The sequence below is a fragment of the Pantoea sp. S62 genome (assembly GCF_016658625.1).
GTDB lineage: Bacteria > Pseudomonadota > Gammaproteobacteria > Enterobacterales > Enterobacteriaceae > Pantoea > Pantoea vagans.
This window is the reverse complement of the sequence record NZ_JACVVI010000002.1, coordinates 133,178-150,026: the sequence shown is the minus strand read 5'-3', so window position 1 is coordinate 150,026 and position 16,849 is coordinate 133,178. Positions and strand designations below refer to the sequence as shown.

Annotated in this window: 18 protein-coding genes; 11 read left to right on the top strand and 7 right to left on the bottom strand. The window is 56.4% G+C overall.

The window, feature by feature from the left end; all coding sequences use genetic code 11:
• Positions 1 to 287: 287 nt before the first annotated feature.
• On the top strand, positions 288 to 506 hold the full coding sequence (infA, locus tag IBT54_RS03225) for a translation initiation factor IF-1 (RefSeq protein ID WP_002211347.1): 219 nt from the start codon (positions 288 to 290) through the stop codon (positions 504 to 506).
• Between the two features lie 87 nt (positions 507 to 593).
• Here the strand turns inward: infA and clpA are convergent, their stop codons facing one another.
• A complete protein-coding gene (gene clpA / locus IBT54_RS03220; RefSeq protein ID WP_033732099.1) occupies positions 594 to 2,870 on the bottom strand; it encodes an ATP-dependent Clp protease ATP-binding subunit ClpA in 2,277 nt (758 codons plus the stop codon).
• Between the two features lie 52 nt (positions 2,871 to 2,922).
• Positions 2,923 to 3,243, bottom strand: coding sequence for an ATP-dependent Clp protease adapter ClpS (gene clpS, locus IBT54_RS03215; protein WP_003849318.1), 321 nt, complete (start codon positions 3,241 to 3,243; stop codon positions 2,923 to 2,925).
• Positions 3,244 to 3,559: 316 nt separating this feature from the next.
• On the opposite strand from clpS, the gene cspD reads away from it, so the two are divergent.
• A complete protein-coding gene (cspD, locus tag IBT54_RS03210) occupies positions 3,560 to 3,781 on the top strand; it encodes a cold shock-like protein CspD (protein ID WP_013357297.1) in 222 nt (73 codons plus the stop codon).
• Between the two features lie 74 nt (positions 3,782 to 3,855).
• Here cspD and IBT54_RS03205 read toward each other — a convergent pair whose 3' ends face one another.
• Positions 3,856 to 5,493, bottom strand: coding sequence for an ATP-dependent endonuclease (locus IBT54_RS03205; RefSeq protein ID WP_201251565.1), 1,638 nt, complete (start codon positions 5,491 to 5,493; stop codon positions 3,856 to 3,858).
• A 125-nt stretch (positions 5,494 to 5,618) separates the two neighbouring features.
• Here IBT54_RS03205 and IBT54_RS03200 point away from each other — a divergent pair, with 125 nt between their 5' ends.
• From IBT54_RS03200 to ltaE, 3 genes are all read left to right on the top strand, one after another.
• Positions 5,619 to 6,518: a lysine exporter LysO family protein gene (locus IBT54_RS03200; protein ID WP_201251564.1), complete on the top strand. Its 900-nt coding sequence runs from the start codon at positions 5,619 to 5,621 to the stop codon at positions 6,516 to 6,518.
• A 130-nt stretch (positions 6,519 to 6,648) separates the two neighbouring features.
• Positions 6,649 to 8,370: a ubiquinone-dependent pyruvate dehydrogenase gene (gene poxB, locus IBT54_RS03195; RefSeq protein WP_201251563.1), complete on the top strand. Its 1,722-nt coding sequence runs from the start codon at positions 6,649 to 6,651 to the stop codon at positions 8,368 to 8,370.
• Positions 8,371 to 8,441: 71 nt separating this feature from the next.
• Positions 8,442 to 9,443, top strand: a complete 1,002-nt coding sequence (ltaE, locus tag IBT54_RS03190; RefSeq protein ID WP_095707457.1) for a low-specificity L-threonine aldolase — start codon at positions 8,442 to 8,444, stop codon at positions 9,441 to 9,443.
• A 4-nt stretch (positions 9,444 to 9,447) separates the two neighbouring features.
• Here ltaE and IBT54_RS03185 read toward each other — a convergent pair whose 3' ends face one another.
• Together IBT54_RS03185 and IBT54_RS03180 are read right to left on the bottom strand one after the other, a co-directional pair.
• On the bottom strand, positions 9,448 to 10,272 hold the full coding sequence (locus IBT54_RS03185; protein ID WP_147788464.1) for an N-acetylmuramoyl-L-alanine amidase: 825 nt from the start codon (positions 10,270 to 10,272) through the stop codon (positions 9,448 to 9,450).
• Positions 10,269 to 10,589 (bottom strand): heavy metal-binding domain-containing protein, encoded by a 321-nt coding sequence (locus IBT54_RS03180; RefSeq protein ID WP_201251562.1) that lies wholly within the window; start codon positions 10,587 to 10,589, stop codon positions 10,269 to 10,271. Before IBT54_RS03180 ends, IBT54_RS03185 begins: the two co-directional genes overlap by 4 nt.
• A 106-nt stretch (positions 10,590 to 10,695) precedes the next feature.
• Here IBT54_RS03180 and IBT54_RS03175 point away from each other — a divergent pair, with 106 nt between their 5' ends.
• From IBT54_RS03175 to IBT54_RS03150, 6 genes are all read left to right on the top strand, one after another.
• Positions 10,696 to 11,235, top strand: coding sequence for a lipoprotein (locus IBT54_RS03175; RefSeq protein WP_013357291.1), 540 nt, complete (start codon positions 10,696 to 10,698; stop codon positions 11,233 to 11,235).
• Between the two features lie 223 nt (positions 11,236 to 11,458).
• On the top strand, positions 11,459 to 12,187 hold the full coding sequence (artP, locus tag IBT54_RS03170; RefSeq protein ID WP_201251561.1) for an arginine ABC transporter ATP-binding protein ArtP: 729 nt from the start codon (positions 11,459 to 11,461) through the stop codon (positions 12,185 to 12,187).
• Between the two features lie 15 nt (positions 12,188 to 12,202).
• A complete protein-coding gene (gene artJ, locus IBT54_RS03165) occupies positions 12,203 to 12,934 on the top strand; it encodes an arginine ABC transporter substrate-binding protein (RefSeq protein ID WP_033732083.1) in 732 nt (243 codons plus the stop codon).
• Positions 12,935 to 12,940: 6 nt separating this feature from the next.
• A complete protein-coding gene (gene artQ, locus IBT54_RS03160) occupies positions 12,941 to 13,657 on the top strand; it encodes an arginine ABC transporter permease ArtQ (protein ID WP_107319466.1) in 717 nt (238 codons plus the stop codon).
• Positions 13,657 to 14,325: an arginine ABC transporter permease ArtM gene (gene artM / locus IBT54_RS03155; protein ID WP_013357286.1), complete on the top strand. Its 669-nt coding sequence runs from the start codon at positions 13,657 to 13,659 to the stop codon at positions 14,323 to 14,325. Before artQ ends, artM begins: the two co-directional genes overlap by 1 nt.
• Before the next feature lie 115 nt (positions 14,326 to 14,440).
• Complete coding sequence (locus tag IBT54_RS03150) at positions 14,441 to 15,172, top strand: arginine ABC transporter substrate-binding protein (protein ID WP_013357285.1); 732 nt, start codon at positions 14,441 to 14,443, stop codon at positions 15,170 to 15,172.
• Between the two features lie 21 nt (positions 15,173 to 15,193).
• Here IBT54_RS03150 and rlmC read toward each other — a convergent pair whose 3' ends face one another.
• Positions 15,194 to 16,324 carry a 23S rRNA (uracil(747)-C(5))-methyltransferase RlmC gene (gene rlmC / locus IBT54_RS03145; protein ID WP_201251560.1) on the bottom strand — a complete coding sequence of 377 codons (1,131 nt, stop codon included), beginning with the start codon at positions 16,322 to 16,324 and terminating at the stop codon, positions 15,194 to 15,196.
• Positions 16,325 to 16,365: 41 nt separating this feature from the next.
• Positions 16,366 to 16,833, bottom strand: coding sequence for a YbjO family protein (locus IBT54_RS03140; RefSeq protein WP_195857179.1), 468 nt, complete (start codon positions 16,831 to 16,833; stop codon positions 16,366 to 16,368).
• Between the last annotated feature and the right edge of the window lie 16 nt (positions 16,834 to 16,849).

The window sequence follows — 16,849 nt, the reverse complement described above, 5'->3', positions numbered from 1 at the left end:
GTATGTCGTCCGCGCTTCGCAATAACGAGCCGGAATTGCCAGGCTGGGAATCTCAACGCACTCTCGGAACTGTTTTCAATCGTGCGCATGTAACCGGTTGATTCAGATTCTTAGCCCGCTAATCCCCTGCAGACGTCACCTTAAACACCCTAATTTTACCGGATGCGCGCAACTGACGTGCACCCCGGCAAAGCGTTGGCAAAATCGCCGACGGTTCTTTACATAAATCGTTGAATTGGGCATTATCTTGCCGGTTCAACTGAAAGGTAGTACACCCAGAGGATTCGATGGCCAAAGAAGACAATATTGAAATGCAAGGTACCGTACTGGATACGTTACCTAACACCATGTTCCGCGTAGAACTTGAAAACGGACACGTGGTCACTGCTCACATCTCCGGTAAAATGCGCAAAAACTACATCCGTATCCTGACGGGTGACAAAGTGACCGTTGAGTTGACCCCGTACGACCTGAGCAAAGGCCGCATTGTCTTCCGTAGTCGCTAATTTGCAGTAATCTCATCGCTCTGCATATTGCAGCGAAAAAAAAAGGCCGGATTTTAATCCGGCCTTTTTCACATCTGTAGCAGGTGATTAATGCACAGTGCCTTCGGTTTTGCGTTTTTCAGCACTCAGGAAGTGATAAGTCAGTTCACCTTTCTCACGATCCAGCGCGACTGATACTGAGCCGCCATCCACCAGCGAACCAAACAGCAGTTCATTAGCTAACGGTTTCTTCAGGCTGTCCTGCACGGTGCGCGCCATCGGACGTGCGCCCATCGCTTTGTCGTAGCCCTTCTCAGCCAGCCAGTCACGCGCTTCATCACTGACTTCCAGCGACACGCCTTTCGCATCCAGCTGCGCCTGCAACTCGACAATAAACTTGTCGACCACCTGATGGATCACCTCTGGTGACAGGTGACTGAACCAGATGATGTTGTCGAGACGGTTACGAAACTCTGGCGTAAAGATCTTTTTGATCTCCTCCATCGCATCGGTACTGTTGTCCTGATGAATCAGGCCAATCGACTTACGTTCAGTCTCACGCACACCGGCGTTAGTGGTCATCACCAGCACCACGTTACGGAAGTCTGCTTTACGACCGTTGTTGTCGGTCAGCATGCCGTTATCCATCACCTGCAGCAGCAGGTTAAAGACATCCGGGTGCGCTTTCTCAATCTCATCCAGCAGCACGACCGCGTGAGGATGCTTGATTACCGCATCCGTCAGCAGGCCACCCTGATCAAATCCGACGTAACCCGGAGGCGCACCAATCAGACGACTGACGGTGTGACGCTCCATGTACTCAGACATATCAAAGCGCAGCAGCTCAATGCCCAGGGCTTTCGCCAGCTGCACGGTGACTTCCGTTTTACCAACACCGGTTGGTCCGGCAAACAGGAAGGACCCGACCGGCTTACGATCCTGACCCAGACCAGCGCGGCTCATTTTGATTGCTTCCGTCAGCGCCTCAATGGCGTTGTCCTGACCAAACACCAGCATCTTCAGGCGATCGCCCAGATTTCTCAGTGTATCGCGATCGGTTGCCGACACGCTTTGCTCAGGGATACGGGCAATACGGGCCACCACAGTTTCAATGTCAGAGACATTGATGGTTTTCTTACGCTTACTGGCTGGCATCAGGCGCGCACGCGCACCCGCTTCATCAATCACATCAATCGCCTTGTCAGGCAGATGACGATCGTTGATATATTTCACCGCCAGTTCCACGGCTGCACGCACCGCTTTAGCGGTATAACGTACATCGTGATGCGCTTCGTACTTGGTTTTCAGGCCATTCAGGATCTGCACGGTCTCTTCAACAGAAGGCTCCGTGATATCGATCTTCTGGAAACGACGCGCCAGAGCACGATCTTTTTCGAAGATGTTGCTGAATTCCTGATACGTGGTGGAACCCATCACGCGAATCTTGCCCGAAGAAAGCAGTGGCTTGATCAGGTTAGCGGCATCAACCTGGCCACCGGACGCGGCACCCGCACCGATGATGGTATGGATCTCATCGATAAACAGAATGCTGTGTTCGTCCTGTTCCAGCTGCTTCAGCAGCGCTTTGAAACGTTTTTCAAAGTCACCACGGTATTTAGTGCCCGCCAGCAGTGAACCGATATCCAGCGAGTAGATGGTGCAGTCTTTCATCACTTCCGGTACATCGCCCTGCTCGATACGCCAGGCGAGACCTTCTGCAATGGCGGTTTTACCCACACCCGATTCACCCACCAGCAGCGGGTTGTTTTTACGACGACGGCACAGCACCTGAATGGTACGTTCCAGCTCTTTATCGCGACCAATCAGTGGATCAATACCACCGACGCGAGCAAGCTGATTAAGATTGGTGGTGAAGTTTTCCATACGCTCCTCCCCGCCTGCTTGCTCTTCGTTAACCGGATTTTCAGCGCCTGGCGCCTGGCCCGGCTCGTCTTTGCGCGTACCATGAGAGATGAAATTCACCACATCAAGGCGGCTGACTTCATGTTTGCGTAACAGATAGGCCGCTTGCGACTCCTGCTCGCTGAAGATGGCGACCAGCACATTTGCCCCGGTGACTTCGCTGCGACCGGATGACTGGACATGGAAAACCGCACGCTGCAGGACGCGCTGGAAGCTGAGCGTCGGTTGTGTATCGCGCTCCTCTTCACTGGCGGGCAGCACCGGCGTGGTTTGTTCGATGAAGGCTTCGAGTTCCTGCCGCAGAGCCACAATGTCCACCGTACAGGCTTCCAGTGCCTCTCTGGCCGACGGGTTACTGAGCAACGCCAGTAACAGATGCTCGACGGTCATAAACTCATGACGGTGCTCACGCGCTCTGGCGAAAGCCATATTTAAACTGAGTTCCAGTTCTTGATTGAGCATTAGGCACCTCCCCCAATTATCGCCCTTACCAGTTTCCTATATGGAGACGGGTTCAGGCTTTTTCCAGCGTACACAGCAACGGATGATGGTTTTCCCGCGCATAGTTGTTCACCTGGGCCGCTTTTGTTTCGGCGACTTCTGCAGTAAATACACCACAGATCGCCTTGCCGTGATAGTGAACTTTCAACATCAGCTGCGTTGCACGTTCAACATCATAAGAAAAGAACTTTTGTACGACGTCAATAACAAATTCCATAGGTGTATAATCGTCATTATTCAGAATGACTTTATACATAGAAGGCGGCTTTAACCCTTCGCGTACTTTGTCTTCGGCCAGATGTTCAAAGTTAAGCCAGTCGTTTGTGTTTGCCATAGTGTTCCGTTGAGATTTTGCTTTGAGCCTTTTAATGGCTACATGTTGAGAGTTTAACATGCCTGTCAAGCTCCTGGTCGCTGCTGAAAATTTATTCAGAAATTCCCTTGCGCGACCTGCATCACAAAATTTGCAATAGCGTTAACTACCTCAAATTTTGATGATTTTTTCCCCACCTGGCCCGGTGGTTTGCTTGACGCCAGCGGCGCTTTCTCTACATTCTACCTGCACACGCTGATTGAGTTTTAATCAAATCCGACTCACAGCCTGTAAGACCTCACCTACTTATAAAATGTCTTGCGAGGGAAGTAAAAGCATGGAGACGGGCACAGTTAAATGGTTCAATAATTCCAAAGGCTTTGGCTTTATCTGTCCGGTTGGCGGTGGCGACGATATTTTTGCACACTACTCCACCATCCAGATGGAAGGCTACCGCACGCTAAAGGCAGGCCAGCAGGTTCAGTTCGACGTTCATGAAGGTCCGAAAGGCAATCACGCTAGCCTCATCGTGCCGGTTGAGATACAGGCCGTGGCGTGATACTTACCCCACCTCTGAACAGTGACGCAAAAATGCCAGCCAGTGCCGCTGGCATTTTTCTTTCCGAAGCAGACTTAATCTGCCTGGCGCTGCGCCAGCCCAATCACCCGGGCAAACATCTGCCGTATTAACGGCGGGATGGCCTCCGGCCCGCGTTCCGCCGCCGACGTCGCCACTGCGATTGCCAGTTCTGGCTTGGAGCTCTGGTGAATCGCTTTAGTAATAATACGCCTGGAACTCATCGGAACGTTTAACGGCAGGTGCGCCATCTGATGATAGACATCCTGGAAACCCTGGTGATAGAGAAAATTCTCCATATCCAGCGCCGGTAGCTGCGTCAGAAAACGCGGCTCAGGATCGCCGGGCTGTAACTGCGTACGTGCGGTGCTGGCATATTTGTTACCCGCCTGATCACCGTCTGTCAGCACATGCCAGGCGATGCCCATGCGGCGGGCAAACTTCAGCAGCGGCTTTAAGCCCGACTGAGCAAACTCAATTACTTTTACCCCTTCAGCCGCGAAGTTGTAACCGCACTGCTGTGCCAGCTCATTCATGATCCAGACTTCGGTTTCCCCCTCCACCAGCAGCCAGCAGCGGGCAAACAGCGCTGCAGGCCGGTTGACACGAATATGGAAGCCGATGCGTCGGCTCTCTTCGGCACTCAATCCCTCCGGACCAATACGCCAGGCGGCCACGCGCGAGGGGCCGCGTACCAGACGACAGACGTTCTCTACAGGCACCTGAGACAGCAGCTCAGCGGAATTGGTGGTGGCGATTTTTTGCAACGGCAGCAGCTTCAGCAGGTTCCATGCTACCGACAACATAATCGGATGCAGCCGGGTTTCAGGATCTTCAATCAGCAGCAGCGGCCGGGCATCAGCGGCCAGCGGGACATCGCCTCGCGCCTCAATCAGCAGGGTAAACATTTGCAGCAGGATCAGCTGACGGCTGCGGGAGTCGGTTCCGGCAATCAGCTGATTGAGATGATCCAGCGCCCGCCATCCCTTTTCCCCGTCGCGTGTCTGCGCATCCCGTGACCTGAGTTCGTTGCCCGCATCGGGCAACTGCACCAGAAAGTAGTGCTGCATTAGCTGCTGCATGGTCTTCAGCCCCTGTCGCAGCACCTCATCACTGAGCTGCTGGGGATGATGCTCCAGATCGCGTGCCAGCGTCTCCATCCCCGCCAGCAACTCAGGATGCGGAAGTGACACCGGTGCACTGTTTCGCGTCCGTTTGCTGAAACGCGCATCGCGCAATCGCAGCACCGGATAGCGTTTCAGCAGCAGATCAATGGCCGCCGCGCAGTGCTGCTCAGGCAACAGCTGTGCGTTCACATCAACGAAACGGCGTCGGGTCTCGATGCCGCTGTCACGCCAGGTGGCACTAACACTGTAATAAAGCCGACGCTGACCCTGAGCATCGTGCTGCCAGAAGGCCGAGAGCACCGCATCCGGGTCGCTGCCGTCATCGCGAAAATGAAATACTACTGACAGACGGCGCATAGGATCGGTCACATCGCCTGGCGTGAAATGGAAATCAGCCTGGGTAAAATCATAGGCTGGTTCATGGGGCGAAAGCAGCAGGCTCAGGGCATCCAGCAGGCTGGATTTCCCCCACGCATTCTCACCAATCAGCAGATTGGTGCGGGTTAGAGAGAGTGAGAGTTTGTTGATGCCGCGGAAACCGCGAATATCGATATGTTCCAGAATCATAGGCGTCCGTCCTCAGGTTATAAACAGCATGGTTGCCGCCAGCGAACCGGTCAAGCTGCGATGGGGTTTACTCCGATACGCTTTTTCGCTAGCGTGTTGCCTCTTCCCCCATGGATGGCATTGATATGTACTCCGGACTTCTGATTATTCTGCTGCCGCTGATCGCCGGCTGGCTGCTACCTTTCCGCAAAACCGACACCCTGCGCCGGGTAAATCAGCTGCTGGGCTGGATGGTTTACGTGATCCTCTTCTTTATGGGCATCAGTCTGGCCTTTCTCGACAATCTGAGCAGCAACCTGCTGGCGGTTTTTTACACCGCACTGGTGGCGGCGTTCTGTATTCTGCTGTGCAATCTGCTGGCACTGCGCGGACTGGAAAAGTATGCCCCCTGGCAACATGCGCACCGGCAGGAGAAACTGCCATCGCGACTGCATATGGCGCTGGACTCCCTGAAGCTGTGTGGCGTCGTTGTCCTTGGTTTTTTGCTTGGGCTGACCCAGTGGCCACTGCTGCATCACGCCTCAACCGCAAGCGAATATGCGCTGATCTTCCTGCTGTTTCTGGTGGGCGTTCAGCTGCGCGGCAGCGGCATGACGCTGCGGCAAATCATCCTGAACCGTCGTGGCATGCTGGTGGCCGTTGTCGTGCTGGTCAGCGCGCTGATCGGCGGCATGCTTGCCGCGCTGGTACTGGGCATCCCTCTGAAGACCGGTCTGGCGTTGGCCAGCGGCTTTGGCTGGTACTCCCTCTCCGGCATTCTGATGACCGAAGCCTTTGGCCCGGTCATCGGCAGCGCCGCCTTCTTCAACGATCTGGTGCGTGAACTGGTGGCCATCATGCTGATCCCGGCACTGATTGGCCGTCATCGTTCGAGTGCACTGGGCCTGTGCGGAGCCACCTCCATGGACTTTACCCTGCCGGTACTGCAGCGGGCGGGCGGCAATGAGATTGTCCCGGCCGCCATTGTGCACGGCTTTGTCATGAGTCTGCTGGCCCCGATTCTGATCGCCCTCTTCTCTGCCTGAATCCTGTCTGAGATGCGCTGAGCTCTGCCAGCGCATTTTTTCACGTCTGCTTTTCTGCCGTGTCGTCTACGCTTCTTTTTTCGGTTCTGGTCACGTCACTCTTTAGTACGGGCCGACAAAGGAGAAGAGCATGAAACAAACCGTGGCGGCGCTGGTCGCCAAAACGCTGGAAAGCGCGGGCGTCAAACGCATCTGGGGTGTCACCGGGGACTCCCTTAATGGCCTGAGCGACAGCCTTAATCGCATGGGCACCATCGAATGGATGCCGACGCGCCATGAAGAAGTGGCTGCCTTTGCGGCGGGCGCGGAAGCCCATATCAGCGGCGAACTGGCGGTCTGCGCCGGTTCCTGCGGGCCAGGCAACTTACATCTGATCAACGGTTTGTTCGACTGCCATCGCAACCGCGTCCCGGTTCTGGCGATTGCGGCGCATATCCCCTCCAGCGAAATCGGCAGCGGCTATTTCCAGGAAACCCATCCGCAGGAGCTGTTCCGCGAATGCAGCCACTACTGTGAGCTGGTCTCGAATCCTGAGCAGTTACCCCAGGTGCTGGGCATTGCCATGCGTAAAGCGATTCTGAATCGTGGCGTCTCAGTCGTGGTACTGCCTGGTGACGTGGCGCTGAAACTGGCACCGGAAAGCGCCAGCACTGAGTGGTATCCGCCGCAGTTGCCGCAGGTCCTGCCGCAGCCCGCCGAACTGGCGCGGCTGGCTCAGACGCTGAACGACGCCACCGATATTACGCTGCTGTGCGGCAGTGGCTGCGCCGGTGCGCATCAGGAAGTGGTCGCGCTGGCCGAAGCGCTGAAAGCGCCTATCGTCCATGCGCTGCGCGGTAAAGAACACATCGAGTATGACAACCCTTATGATGTCGGCATGACCGGCCTGATTGGCTTCTCATCCGGTTTCCACGCCATGATGAATGCCGGGACGCTGGTACTGCTCGGCACCCAGTTCCCCTACCGCGCCTTCTATCCTGAAAAGGCTAAGATCATCCAGATCGATATCAATCCGGGCAGCCTGGGATCACATTGTCACGTCGATCAGGCTTATGTCGGCGATGTGAAAAGCACGCTACAGGCATTGCTGCCGCAACTGACGCCCAAAAGCGATCGCAAACATCTGGATAGCGCGGTTAAGCATTATGGCGAGGCGCGCAAAAGTCTGGACGAACTGGCGCAGCCCAACGATAAGCAGCCGATCCACCCGCAATATCTGGCACAGCAGATCAGCCACTACGCCAGCGACGACGCTATCTTTACCTGCGATGTCGGAACCCCGACCGTCTGGGCGGCGCGTTACCTGAAGATGAACGGCAAACGTCGCCTGCTCGGTTCGTTTAACCATGGCTCGATGGCGAATGCGATGCCACAGGCGCTGGGCGCGCAGTCGATCGATCGCAACCGTCAGGTCGTCGCGCTGTGCGGCGACGGCGGTTTCAGCATGCTGATGGGCGATTTTATCTCGCTGGCGCAGCTAAAAATGCCGGTAAAACTGGTGATCTTTAACAACAGCGTACTGGGCTTCGTGGCGATGGAGATGAAGGCCGGTGGCTATCTCACTGACGGCACCGAGCTGGAGAATCCTGACTTTGCCGCTATCGCCCAGGCCTGCGGCATCCGTGGCATCCGGGTAGAAAAAGCGTCGGAACTGAATGGCGCGCTGGAGCAGGCGTTTGCCCATGATGGCCCGGTGCTGGTGGATGTCATTACCGCCAAAGAGGAGCTGGCGATGCCGCCGCAGATCAAAATGGAGCAGGCCAAAGGCTTCAGCCTCTACATGCTGCGCGCCATCATGAACGGTTGCGGGGATGAGGTGGTAGAACTGGCGAAAACCAACTGGCTGCGGTAAAACAGAGGTTCCATCCAGGCGGGCGCGATGCCCGCCTTTTTTTTGTCTTCCGCCACGTTCAGGAGCATAAGGTGATCGATTTACGCAGTGATACCGTGACCCGGCCCAGCGCCGCCATGTTAAGCGCGATGATGTCAGCCGAAACCGGTGATGACGTCTACCGTGACGATCCCACCGTGAATGCGCTGGAGGCGGAAGCCGCACGCCTGAGCGGCAAAGCCGCAGCGCTGTTTTTCCCGACCGGCACCCAGGCAAACCTGGTGGCGTTGCTCAGCCACTGCGAGCGCGGCGATGAATATATCGTCGGTCAGCAGGCGCACAACTACAAATATGAAGCGGGCGGCGCAGCGGTGCTGGGCAGTATTCAGCCGCAGCCGGTGCTGGCCGCCGACGATGGTACCCTGCCGCTCGATGTGGTGGCAGCGGCCATTAAGCCGGATGATATTCACTTTGCCCGCACCCGCCTGCTGAGTCTGGAGAACACCCATCACGGAAAAGTGCTGCCGCTGGATTACCTGGAGCAGGCCTGGACCTTTACCCGCGAGCACAAGCTGGCGCTGCACATTGATGGCGCACGCATTTTCAACGCGGTGGTGGCACAGAAGACCACGCTGGCGGCGATTGCCCGCTACTGCGACACCCTCACCATCTGTCTCTCTAAAGGTCTGGGCACGCCCGTCGGTTCGCTGCTGTGCGGCGACACGGTGCTGATTGAGCGCGCCCGTCGCTGGCGTAAAATGACCGGCGGCGGTATGCGCCAGACCGGTATTCTGGCCGCGGCAGGTCTCTACGCGTTACAACACAACGTGGCGCGACTGCAGGAAGATCATGACAATGCCGCCTGGCTGGGTCAGCAGCTGCATGAGCTGGGCGTCAGCGTCATCGATCAGCAGACCAACATGCTGTTCGTATCCGTGCCGGAAGCCCAGGTCAAACCCTTAGGCGAGTGGATGAAGGCACGCGGCGTGTTAATCAGCGTGGGAACACGTACCCGGCTGGTCACTCATCTGGATGCTGACCGTGCGGCGCTGGAGCAGGTTGTCGCCCACTGGAAGGCGTTTCTCCAACAGTAATCCGCTATTCCGCCGCGCCATACTTCTCCAGTAGCGCGGCAGCTATCGCGGCGGTTTCGGCATCGGGCTGACCGCGATAATCCGCAGGCCGGAAATGCATCTGAAACGCAGCAATCACCTTCTGCTGCTCACGCGCACTCATCCCCGCTGTCACTGCATAACCATAGCGTTGCAGACTTTCCATAAGCGGCTGTACAGGCACCCGCGCGTACGGATCCTGACCCGCTAAATAAAACTGCACTCGTCCGGCATCGGGCCAGGCACCGAGTCCCCGCTGTGCCAGCTGCTGCCACGGGAACAGCGGGCCGGGATCCTGCTTACGCTGCGGCGCGATATCACTGTGACCGGCAATGTTTTCTGGTGGGATGCCATAACGCTGTGCAATATCCCGCACCAGCGCCTCCAGCGTAGTGATCTGCGCGGCGGTAAAGGGCTGCCATTCGAGACCGGTCAGCGTCCGGCGATAACCCCGGTTCACCAGCTCAATGCCAATCGAGGTGTCATTGATGCGGGTGGCTCCACGCCAGAAGCTGGGCCCGGCATGCCAGGCAAGCTGCTGCTCCGGCACCAGTTGCCAGATAACGCCTTTACCGGCGCGCTGTGGCGGCTGGCGGGGAATCAGATAGTGGGCGCTGACTTCCCGATCGGTGAGCGTCGCCAGCGACGAAGAAAAATCTTCGGCGGTGTAGTGGACCACAATCACCTTCACCCGTGGTCGTGCGCCCTGCGCCGGATGCCGCAGATCGGCCCAGTAGCCGTCACGGGACTCCATACCGGAGTGACAGCCCGCCAGCAGCAGTGCCAGTATCAGCAACAGCCCGCGTTTCAACGAATGATCACCGCCGTACCGCTGACGCTGACCATCAGCATGCTGCCATCTTTGCCGACCGTTTCGTAATCAATGTCGATACCGACCACCGCGTTGGCACCCAGCGCTTTTGCCTGCTCTTCCAGCTCTTCAAACGCGATCTCCCGCGCTTTATGCAGTTCTTTCTCATACGCGCCGGAACGGCCACCGACTACATCACGGATACCCGCGAAAAAATCGCGGAAGATGTTGGCCCCAAGAATCGCTTCTCCGGTAACCACGCCGCAATATTCACTGATGCTGTGACCTTCCAGCGTTGGGGTTGTTGAAAATTTCATCGCATTCTCCTTGTTGAAAACCGGGCTAAGGCTCTTTCGACTAAAAAGCACGGCTATACTCTATGCTAAAAAGGGCACCTTGCCAGAGAACCATAAGGAAATCGAGATGAGAAACAACGCGTTTGCGCTAATGATCCCGGCGGCCCTGCTGCTCAGCGCCTGTACCACCGTTGAGCCAGTCATTAAGGATAATGGCCCGCGAACCGCCCCCTGCATTGACGGCGGTCCTGACCAGGTAGCCCAGAAGTTTTACGACCTGCGCGTCGAACAGCCTGTGCAGGGTCTGCCCGACAGCAACACGCTGGCAAAATATCGCCCTTACCTTAGTGATGCGCTTTATCACTCCCTGCAGGCGGCCAGCGGCAGCAATGCCGGCTCACAGTGGCGCAATGGCGATCTCTTCTCCAGCCTGTCACAGGGTCCGACGGCTGCCAGCGTCGCCGATGCCTCCACCATTCCGAACCGTGATGCACGCAACATTCCGCTGCGGGTCGATCTGAGCCGCGACGGCAAGCAGTGGCAGGACGAAGTGCTGATGATCCATCAGGGCACCTGCTGGGTCGTTGATGACGTGCGCTACATGGCGAACCCTGCGCATGCCGAGGGTGGCAGCCTGAGCCAGATGCTTGAAAAATCAAAAAAATAATTAAGGTTCAACGGTTATGAAAAGCGCAGCCACCGCAGGTGACTGCGCTTTTTTTATTGCCGCTGCCCGCCACAAGGCCTTTCACTGACCGCAGACAGCGCATGATATTGTGCTAAGCTTTTGCTATTTACCTGCTGTTTTACAAATTTTAACCCACCTTAATTGCATAACTATTCTGGTGACGTTAAAATCCGCGACACTAATAGCTATTCAAATCTGGCGCATGAGTATTCAACTAAACGCAATAAACTGCTTCTACGGTGCTCATCAGGCGCTGTTTGACATCAACCTTGAGTGTCCGCAAGGCGAGACTCTGGTGCTGCTGGGGCCCAGCGGTGCGGGCAAGAGTTCGCTGCTGCGGGTACTTAACCTGCTGGAGCAGCCACGTTCAGGTCAGTTGCAGATTGCCGGCAATCAGTTCGACTTCACGCAGAAACCGTCTGATGCCGCGATTCGCGAACTGCGTCAGAACGTCGGCATGGTGTTTCAGCAATATAATCTCTGGCCACATCTGACCGTGCTGCAGAATCTGATCGAAGCGCCCTGCCGGGTTCTGGGCCTCAGTAAAAGCGACGCCCGTTCCCGTGCCGATAAGCTGCTTGACCGGCTGCGCCTGACGCCCTATAGCGATCGCTTTCCGCTGCACCTATCCGGGGGTCAGCAGCAGCGTGTGGCCATTGCCCGCGCGCTGATGATGGAGCCGCAGGTGCTGCTGTTCGATGAGCCGACGGCCGCGCTGGACCCTGAAATTACCGCACAGATTGTCAGTATCATTCGCGAACTGGCGCAGACCCGCATTACCCAGGTGATTGTGACCCATGAAGTGGAGGTGGCACGTAAAACGGCCAGCCGCGTTGTTTACATGGAGAACGGTCACATTGTGGAACAGGGCGATGCCAGCCGCTTTACACAGCCGCAAACCGAGGCGTTTGCTCACTATCTTTCGCACTAAGTCAGGATGCTAAAAATGAAAAAAATGGTACTTGCTGCACTGCTTGCCGGTTTTAGCCTGAGTGCTACCGCGGCACAGACGATTCGTTTTGCGACCGAAGCCTCTTATCCTCCTTTTGAGTTTGTGGATGCGGATAACAAGATTCAGGGCTTTGATGTCGATCTGGCTAACGCGCTGTGTAAAGAGATCGACGCGACCTGCACCTTCACCAATCAGGCGTTCGACAGCCTGATCCCGAGCCTGAAGTTCCGTCGCTTTGATGCGGTGATGGCGGGCATGGATATCACGCCGGATCGTGAGAAACAGGTCCTGTTCACCAAGCCTTACTACGACAACTCGGCGCTGTTTGTTGCTCAGAAAGGCAAAGTTGCCAGTGTTGAAGCGCTGAAAGGCAAGCGGGTTGGCGTTCAGAACGGCACCACTCACCAGAAATACCTGACGGATAAACATAGCGACATCACCATCGTGCCTTACGACAGCTATCAGAACGCGGTGCTGGATCTGAAAAACGGCCGTATTGATGCTGTCTTCGGTGACACCGCCGTGGTTAACGAGTGGCTGAAGCAGAATGCTGCGCTGGCTGCCGTCGGCGACAAAGTGACGGATAAAGCCTACTTTGGTACTGGCCTGGGCATTGCGGTACGCACCGGTAACACCGATCTGCAGACTAAATTCAATGGCGCGCTGGATAAGATCAAAGCAGATGGCACGTACAAAACCATCTACAGCAAATGGTTCCAGCAGTAATCTCTGATGAATGAAATGATGACCCTCGCAAGCGCCGCCGGGATGACCGTCGGCCTTGCTGTTTGTGCTCTCATCGCAGGCCTGGTGCTGGCGATGATATTCGCTGGCTGGGAGTCACTGCGCCTGAGACCGCTGGCGTGGATTGGCACCGGTCTGGTGACGCTGATCCGTGGCCTGCCGGAAATTCTGGTGGTGCTGTTTATCTATTTTGGCGCCTCACAGCTGCTGCTCACCCTCTCTGACGGTTTCACGCTGAACTTCGGGCTGTTTACGCTGCCGGTTCAGATGCAGATTGAGAACTTCGATGTCAGTCCGTTCCTGTGCGGTGTGATTGCGCTGGCGATGCTCTATGCCGCCTACGCCTCACAGACGCTGCGCGGCGCACTCAAAGCGGTGCCGGTCGGTCAGTGGGAGTCGGGGCAGGCGCTGGGCATGAAAAAGTCGGCCATTTTTCTCCGGCTGATCATGCCGCAGATGTGGCGTCATGCCCTGCCCGGTCTGGGTAATCAGTGGCTGGTACTGCTGAAAGATACCGCACTGGTTTCGCTAATCAGCGTTAACGACCTGATGCTGCAAACCAAAAGTATCGCCACCCGCACGCAGGAGCCGTTTACCTGGTTCCTGGTGGCGGCCGCGATCTACTTAGTGATTACGCTGTTGAGCCAGGCGGTGTTACGCCGCATCGAACTGCGCACCACCCGCTTTGAACGGGGGAACAGCTAATGCTGGCCTATCTGCCCGAACTCATGAAAGGGCTGCACACCAGCCTGACGCTGACGGCGGCCTCGCTGGTGGTAGCACTGCTGCTCGCGCTGCTCTTCACCGTGGTGCTGTCGCTGAAGACGCCGGTACTGAATCCGCTGGTAAAAGGGTTTATCACGCTGTTTACCGGTACGCCGCTGCTGGTGCAAATCTTCCTGATCTACTACGGTCCGGGACAGTTCCCCTCGATCCAGCAGATTCCCTGGCTGTGGCATTTACTGTCGCAGCCGTGGCTGTGCGCGATGCTGGCGCTATCGCTGAACAGTGCGGCTTACACCACGCAGCTATTTTACGGTGCGGTCCGGGCGATTCCTTCCGGACAGTGGCAGTCGTGCGCGGCACTGGGAATGAGCCGCAAAGACACCCTGCGCATTCTGCTACCTTATGCATTTAAACGCGCCCTCTCCTCCTACTCCAATGAAGTGGTGCTGGTGTTTAAAGGCACCTCGCTGGCCTACACCATCACCCTGATGGAAGTCATGGGCCACGGCCAGCTGCTCTATGGTCGCACCTATGACATTACGGTCTATGCCGCGGCGGGTCTGATTTATCTCTGCGTTAACGGTTTGCTGACGCTGATGATGCGCCTGATCGAAAAACGCGCCCTGGCCTTTGAACGACGTAACTGAATACCGGGCGAGCCCCCTCGCCCTTTTCGCCTGAAAAATCACACTAATTGCATAAAAATTCATTTTATGGCAGGGTATCGCCTTCTCTGGCTGACCACATCACAGGAATCATAAAATGAAAAAATGGATTATCGCTGCTGCGCTGGCTTCGCTGGCGGTGACCGCGCAGGCCGCGGAAACGATTCGCTTCGCTGCTTCAGCAACCTATCCGCCCTTTGAATCTCTGGACAAGGAAAATAACCTCGTCGGATTTGATATCGATCTGGCTAAAGCGCTGTGCCAGCAGATGAAAGCGGAGTGTACCTTCACTAACAATGCCTTCGACAGCCTGATCCCGTCACTGAAATTTCGCCGCTATGACGCCGTGATTTCCGGTATGGATATCACCACCGAGCGCAGCAAGCAGGTCGATTTTACCCAGCCTTATTACGCTAATTCTGCCATCGTGATTGCACCGAAAGGCCGGTTCAGCAGCTTCGGTGATTTGAAAGAAAAGCGCATCGGCGTTGAAAACGGCACTACCCACCAGAAGTACCTGCAGGATAAGCATCCGGAAGTGAAAGTGGTGGCGTATGACAGCTATCAGAATGCGATTCTGGATATGAAGAGTGGCCGGCTGGATGGCGTGTTTGGCGACAGCGCGGTAGTGAATCAGTGGCTAAAGGCCAATCCGGATCTCGCGACGGTCGGTGAACATGTCACGGATGCAGACTACTTTGGTACCGGCCTCGGCATTGCGGTACGTAAAGGCAATACCGCGCTGCGCGATCGGTTCAATCAGGCGCTGACTGAACTGAAAGCCAACGGCAGCTGGCAGCAGCTCAATCAGAAATGGTTCCCGGAGTAATGACCGGCTGAAGCTCCGGACTTAGTGCTGACGTCGGGTTAACAGCGTCAGCACTTCAAAATGCGCGGTGTGCGGGAACATGTCGAACAGCTGCACTTTTGTAACCTCATAGTCATTCAGCCGGGCAATATCCTGTGCCATGGTCTGCGGATTACAGCTTGAATAGAGCAGATAATCCGGGGCCATCTGGCTGAGATAGTCACACAGCGCCTCACCCATCCCACGGCGTGGCGGATTCACCAGCACCAGCTGCGGCACTGCGTCGCGTCCGGTGGCAAACGCCGTCGAATCCAGCGCCGCAAACTGCACTTTTTCCAGCCCCAGCATCTCAGCAGAGCGTCGGGCGCATTTAATCGCCTCAGCGCTAATCTCGATGCCGGTCAGTTCCATTTCCGGTGTCGCGCAGTTCAGGCCAAAACCGCCTACGCCGCAGAAGAGATCCCACATGCCGTTAACCGGCAGCGCACGCACCCAGTCGCGCGCAGTGGCATAGAGCGCGCTGGCAACCTGCGGGTTGGTCTGAAAGAAGCTCTGCGGGCGGATCCACAGCGGCACGCCATTGAAGTTCTCTGCCAGCGACTGATCGGGCGTCAGCGCAATCTCCTCTTCGCCCTCCAGAATCGCCATGTGCACCGGCTGAATGTTGGCCGAAATCACCGCCAGCTGCGGTAACTGCTGCTGCAGCCACGGCAATGCCGCGCGCAGCTGTTCCAGTTTGGCGGTTGAGCGCAGGACAAAACGCAGCATCACGCCGCCCTGCTGGCTCTCGGTGATCAGCAGAAATTTGAGTTCACCGCGTTTGCGCGCCACGTTGTAGGGCGTCAGCCCGGCACGGGCGATAAAAGGCTTAAGCGCTGCAAACACCGGCTGGAAGCTGGCGGGATAGAGCGGGCAGTTGCAGAGATCGACAGGTTCACCATCACGGTGAACAAGACCCAGCACCGGACGCTCCACACTACCGCTGACCACCATTTTGGCTTTGTTACGAAATGCCTGCTGCGCTGACGTGACGGGCGGTAACCAGTCCGCAACCGGCTGTTCAGCCAGTAGCTGTTCCAGCTGCGACTGTTTGTCGTTCAGCTGAATGGGATAGGGTTTTTCCAGCCACTGACAGGAGCGGCAACGGTTAGCGTCATAAAGCGCGCAGTGCATGGTAAAGCCTTAACGATGGGGTCGGGCGGAGCGCGATTGTATCACCGCTTTCTGAAAAAAGCGCGGCTGCTGGCAGGCAGAAACAGCAGCATCAACACGACCAGATCGGGGATTTTCTGCGACAGCGTATGGTGGATAATCTGGGCGTTATTATCGCCATCAATGCTGAAAATCTCGGGGTAGATCCCGCCCAGCGAGGCAAAAAGCATATAGATCAGCACAACCCCCTGCGTGGCTACATAGCCCCAGCGGCCACGGTTACTGCCGCGCATCAGGGTAAAGGCGCAGCGCAGTTCGAACAGGAAGATCAGCTGACTGGCGATAAAGATAAGCGTCGAGTCCCAGGACTGGGCGCTGCGGTGAACAAAGTTGGCGATTTCACTGTAACCCAGCTCATTGGCCAGCATCAGTACGCTCAGGCAGCGGGTCGCAATAATGGCAATGCCCGCGACCGTCACCGGAACCGGTGCGTCTGAAAGCGTTGCACTGCTTTTGAAGATTTCTGACATAGTCCCTGACTCCACC

Excerpts from the sequence above, each read along its gene's own strand:
- infA (WP_002211347.1), top strand. The coding sequence starts at position 288 with ATGGCCAAAGAAGACAATATTGAAATGCAAGGTACCGTACTGGATACG.
- clpA (WP_033732099.1), bottom strand. The coding sequence starts at position 2,870 with ATGCTCAATCAAGAACTGGAACTCAGTTTAAATATGGCTTTCGCCAGA.
- clpS (WP_003849318.1), bottom strand. The coding sequence starts at position 3,243 with ATGGCAAACACAAACGACTGGCTTAACTTTGAACATCTGGCCGAAGAC.
- cspD (WP_013357297.1), top strand. The coding sequence starts at position 3,560 with ATGGAGACGGGCACAGTTAAATGGTTCAATAATTCCAAAGGCTTTGGC.
- IBT54_RS03205 (WP_201251565.1), bottom strand. The coding sequence starts at position 5,493 with ATGATTCTGGAACATATCGATATTCGCGGTTTCCGCGGCATCAACAAA.
- IBT54_RS03200 (WP_201251564.1), top strand. The coding sequence starts at position 5,619 with ATGTACTCCGGACTTCTGATTATTCTGCTGCCGCTGATCGCCGGCTGG.
- poxB (WP_201251563.1), top strand. The coding sequence starts at position 6,649 with ATGAAACAAACCGTGGCGGCGCTGGTCGCCAAAACGCTGGAAAGCGCG.
- IBT54_RS03180 (WP_201251562.1), bottom strand. The coding sequence starts at position 10,589 with ATGAAATTTTCAACAACCCCAACGCTGGAAGGTCACAGCATCAGTGAA.
- IBT54_RS03175 (WP_013357291.1), top strand. The coding sequence starts at position 10,696 with ATGAGAAACAACGCGTTTGCGCTAATGATCCCGGCGGCCCTGCTGCTC.
- artP (WP_201251561.1), top strand. The coding sequence starts at position 11,459 with ATGAGTATTCAACTAAACGCAATAAACTGCTTCTACGGTGCTCATCAG.
- artJ (WP_033732083.1), top strand. The coding sequence starts at position 12,203 with ATGAAAAAAATGGTACTTGCTGCACTGCTTGCCGGTTTTAGCCTGAGT.
- artQ (WP_107319466.1), top strand. The coding sequence starts at position 12,941 with ATGAATGAAATGATGACCCTCGCAAGCGCCGCCGGGATGACCGTCGGC.
- artM (WP_013357286.1), top strand. The coding sequence starts at position 13,657 with ATGCTGGCCTATCTGCCCGAACTCATGAAAGGGCTGCACACCAGCCTG.
- IBT54_RS03150 (WP_013357285.1), top strand. The coding sequence starts at position 14,441 with ATGAAAAAATGGATTATCGCTGCTGCGCTGGCTTCGCTGGCGGTGACC.
- rlmC (WP_201251560.1), bottom strand. The coding sequence starts at position 16,324 with ATGCACTGCGCGCTTTATGACGCTAACCGTTGCCGCTCCTGTCAGTGG.
- IBT54_RS03140 (WP_195857179.1), bottom strand. The coding sequence starts at position 16,833 with ATGTCAGAAATCTTCAAAAGCAGTGCAACGCTTTCAGACGCACCGGTT.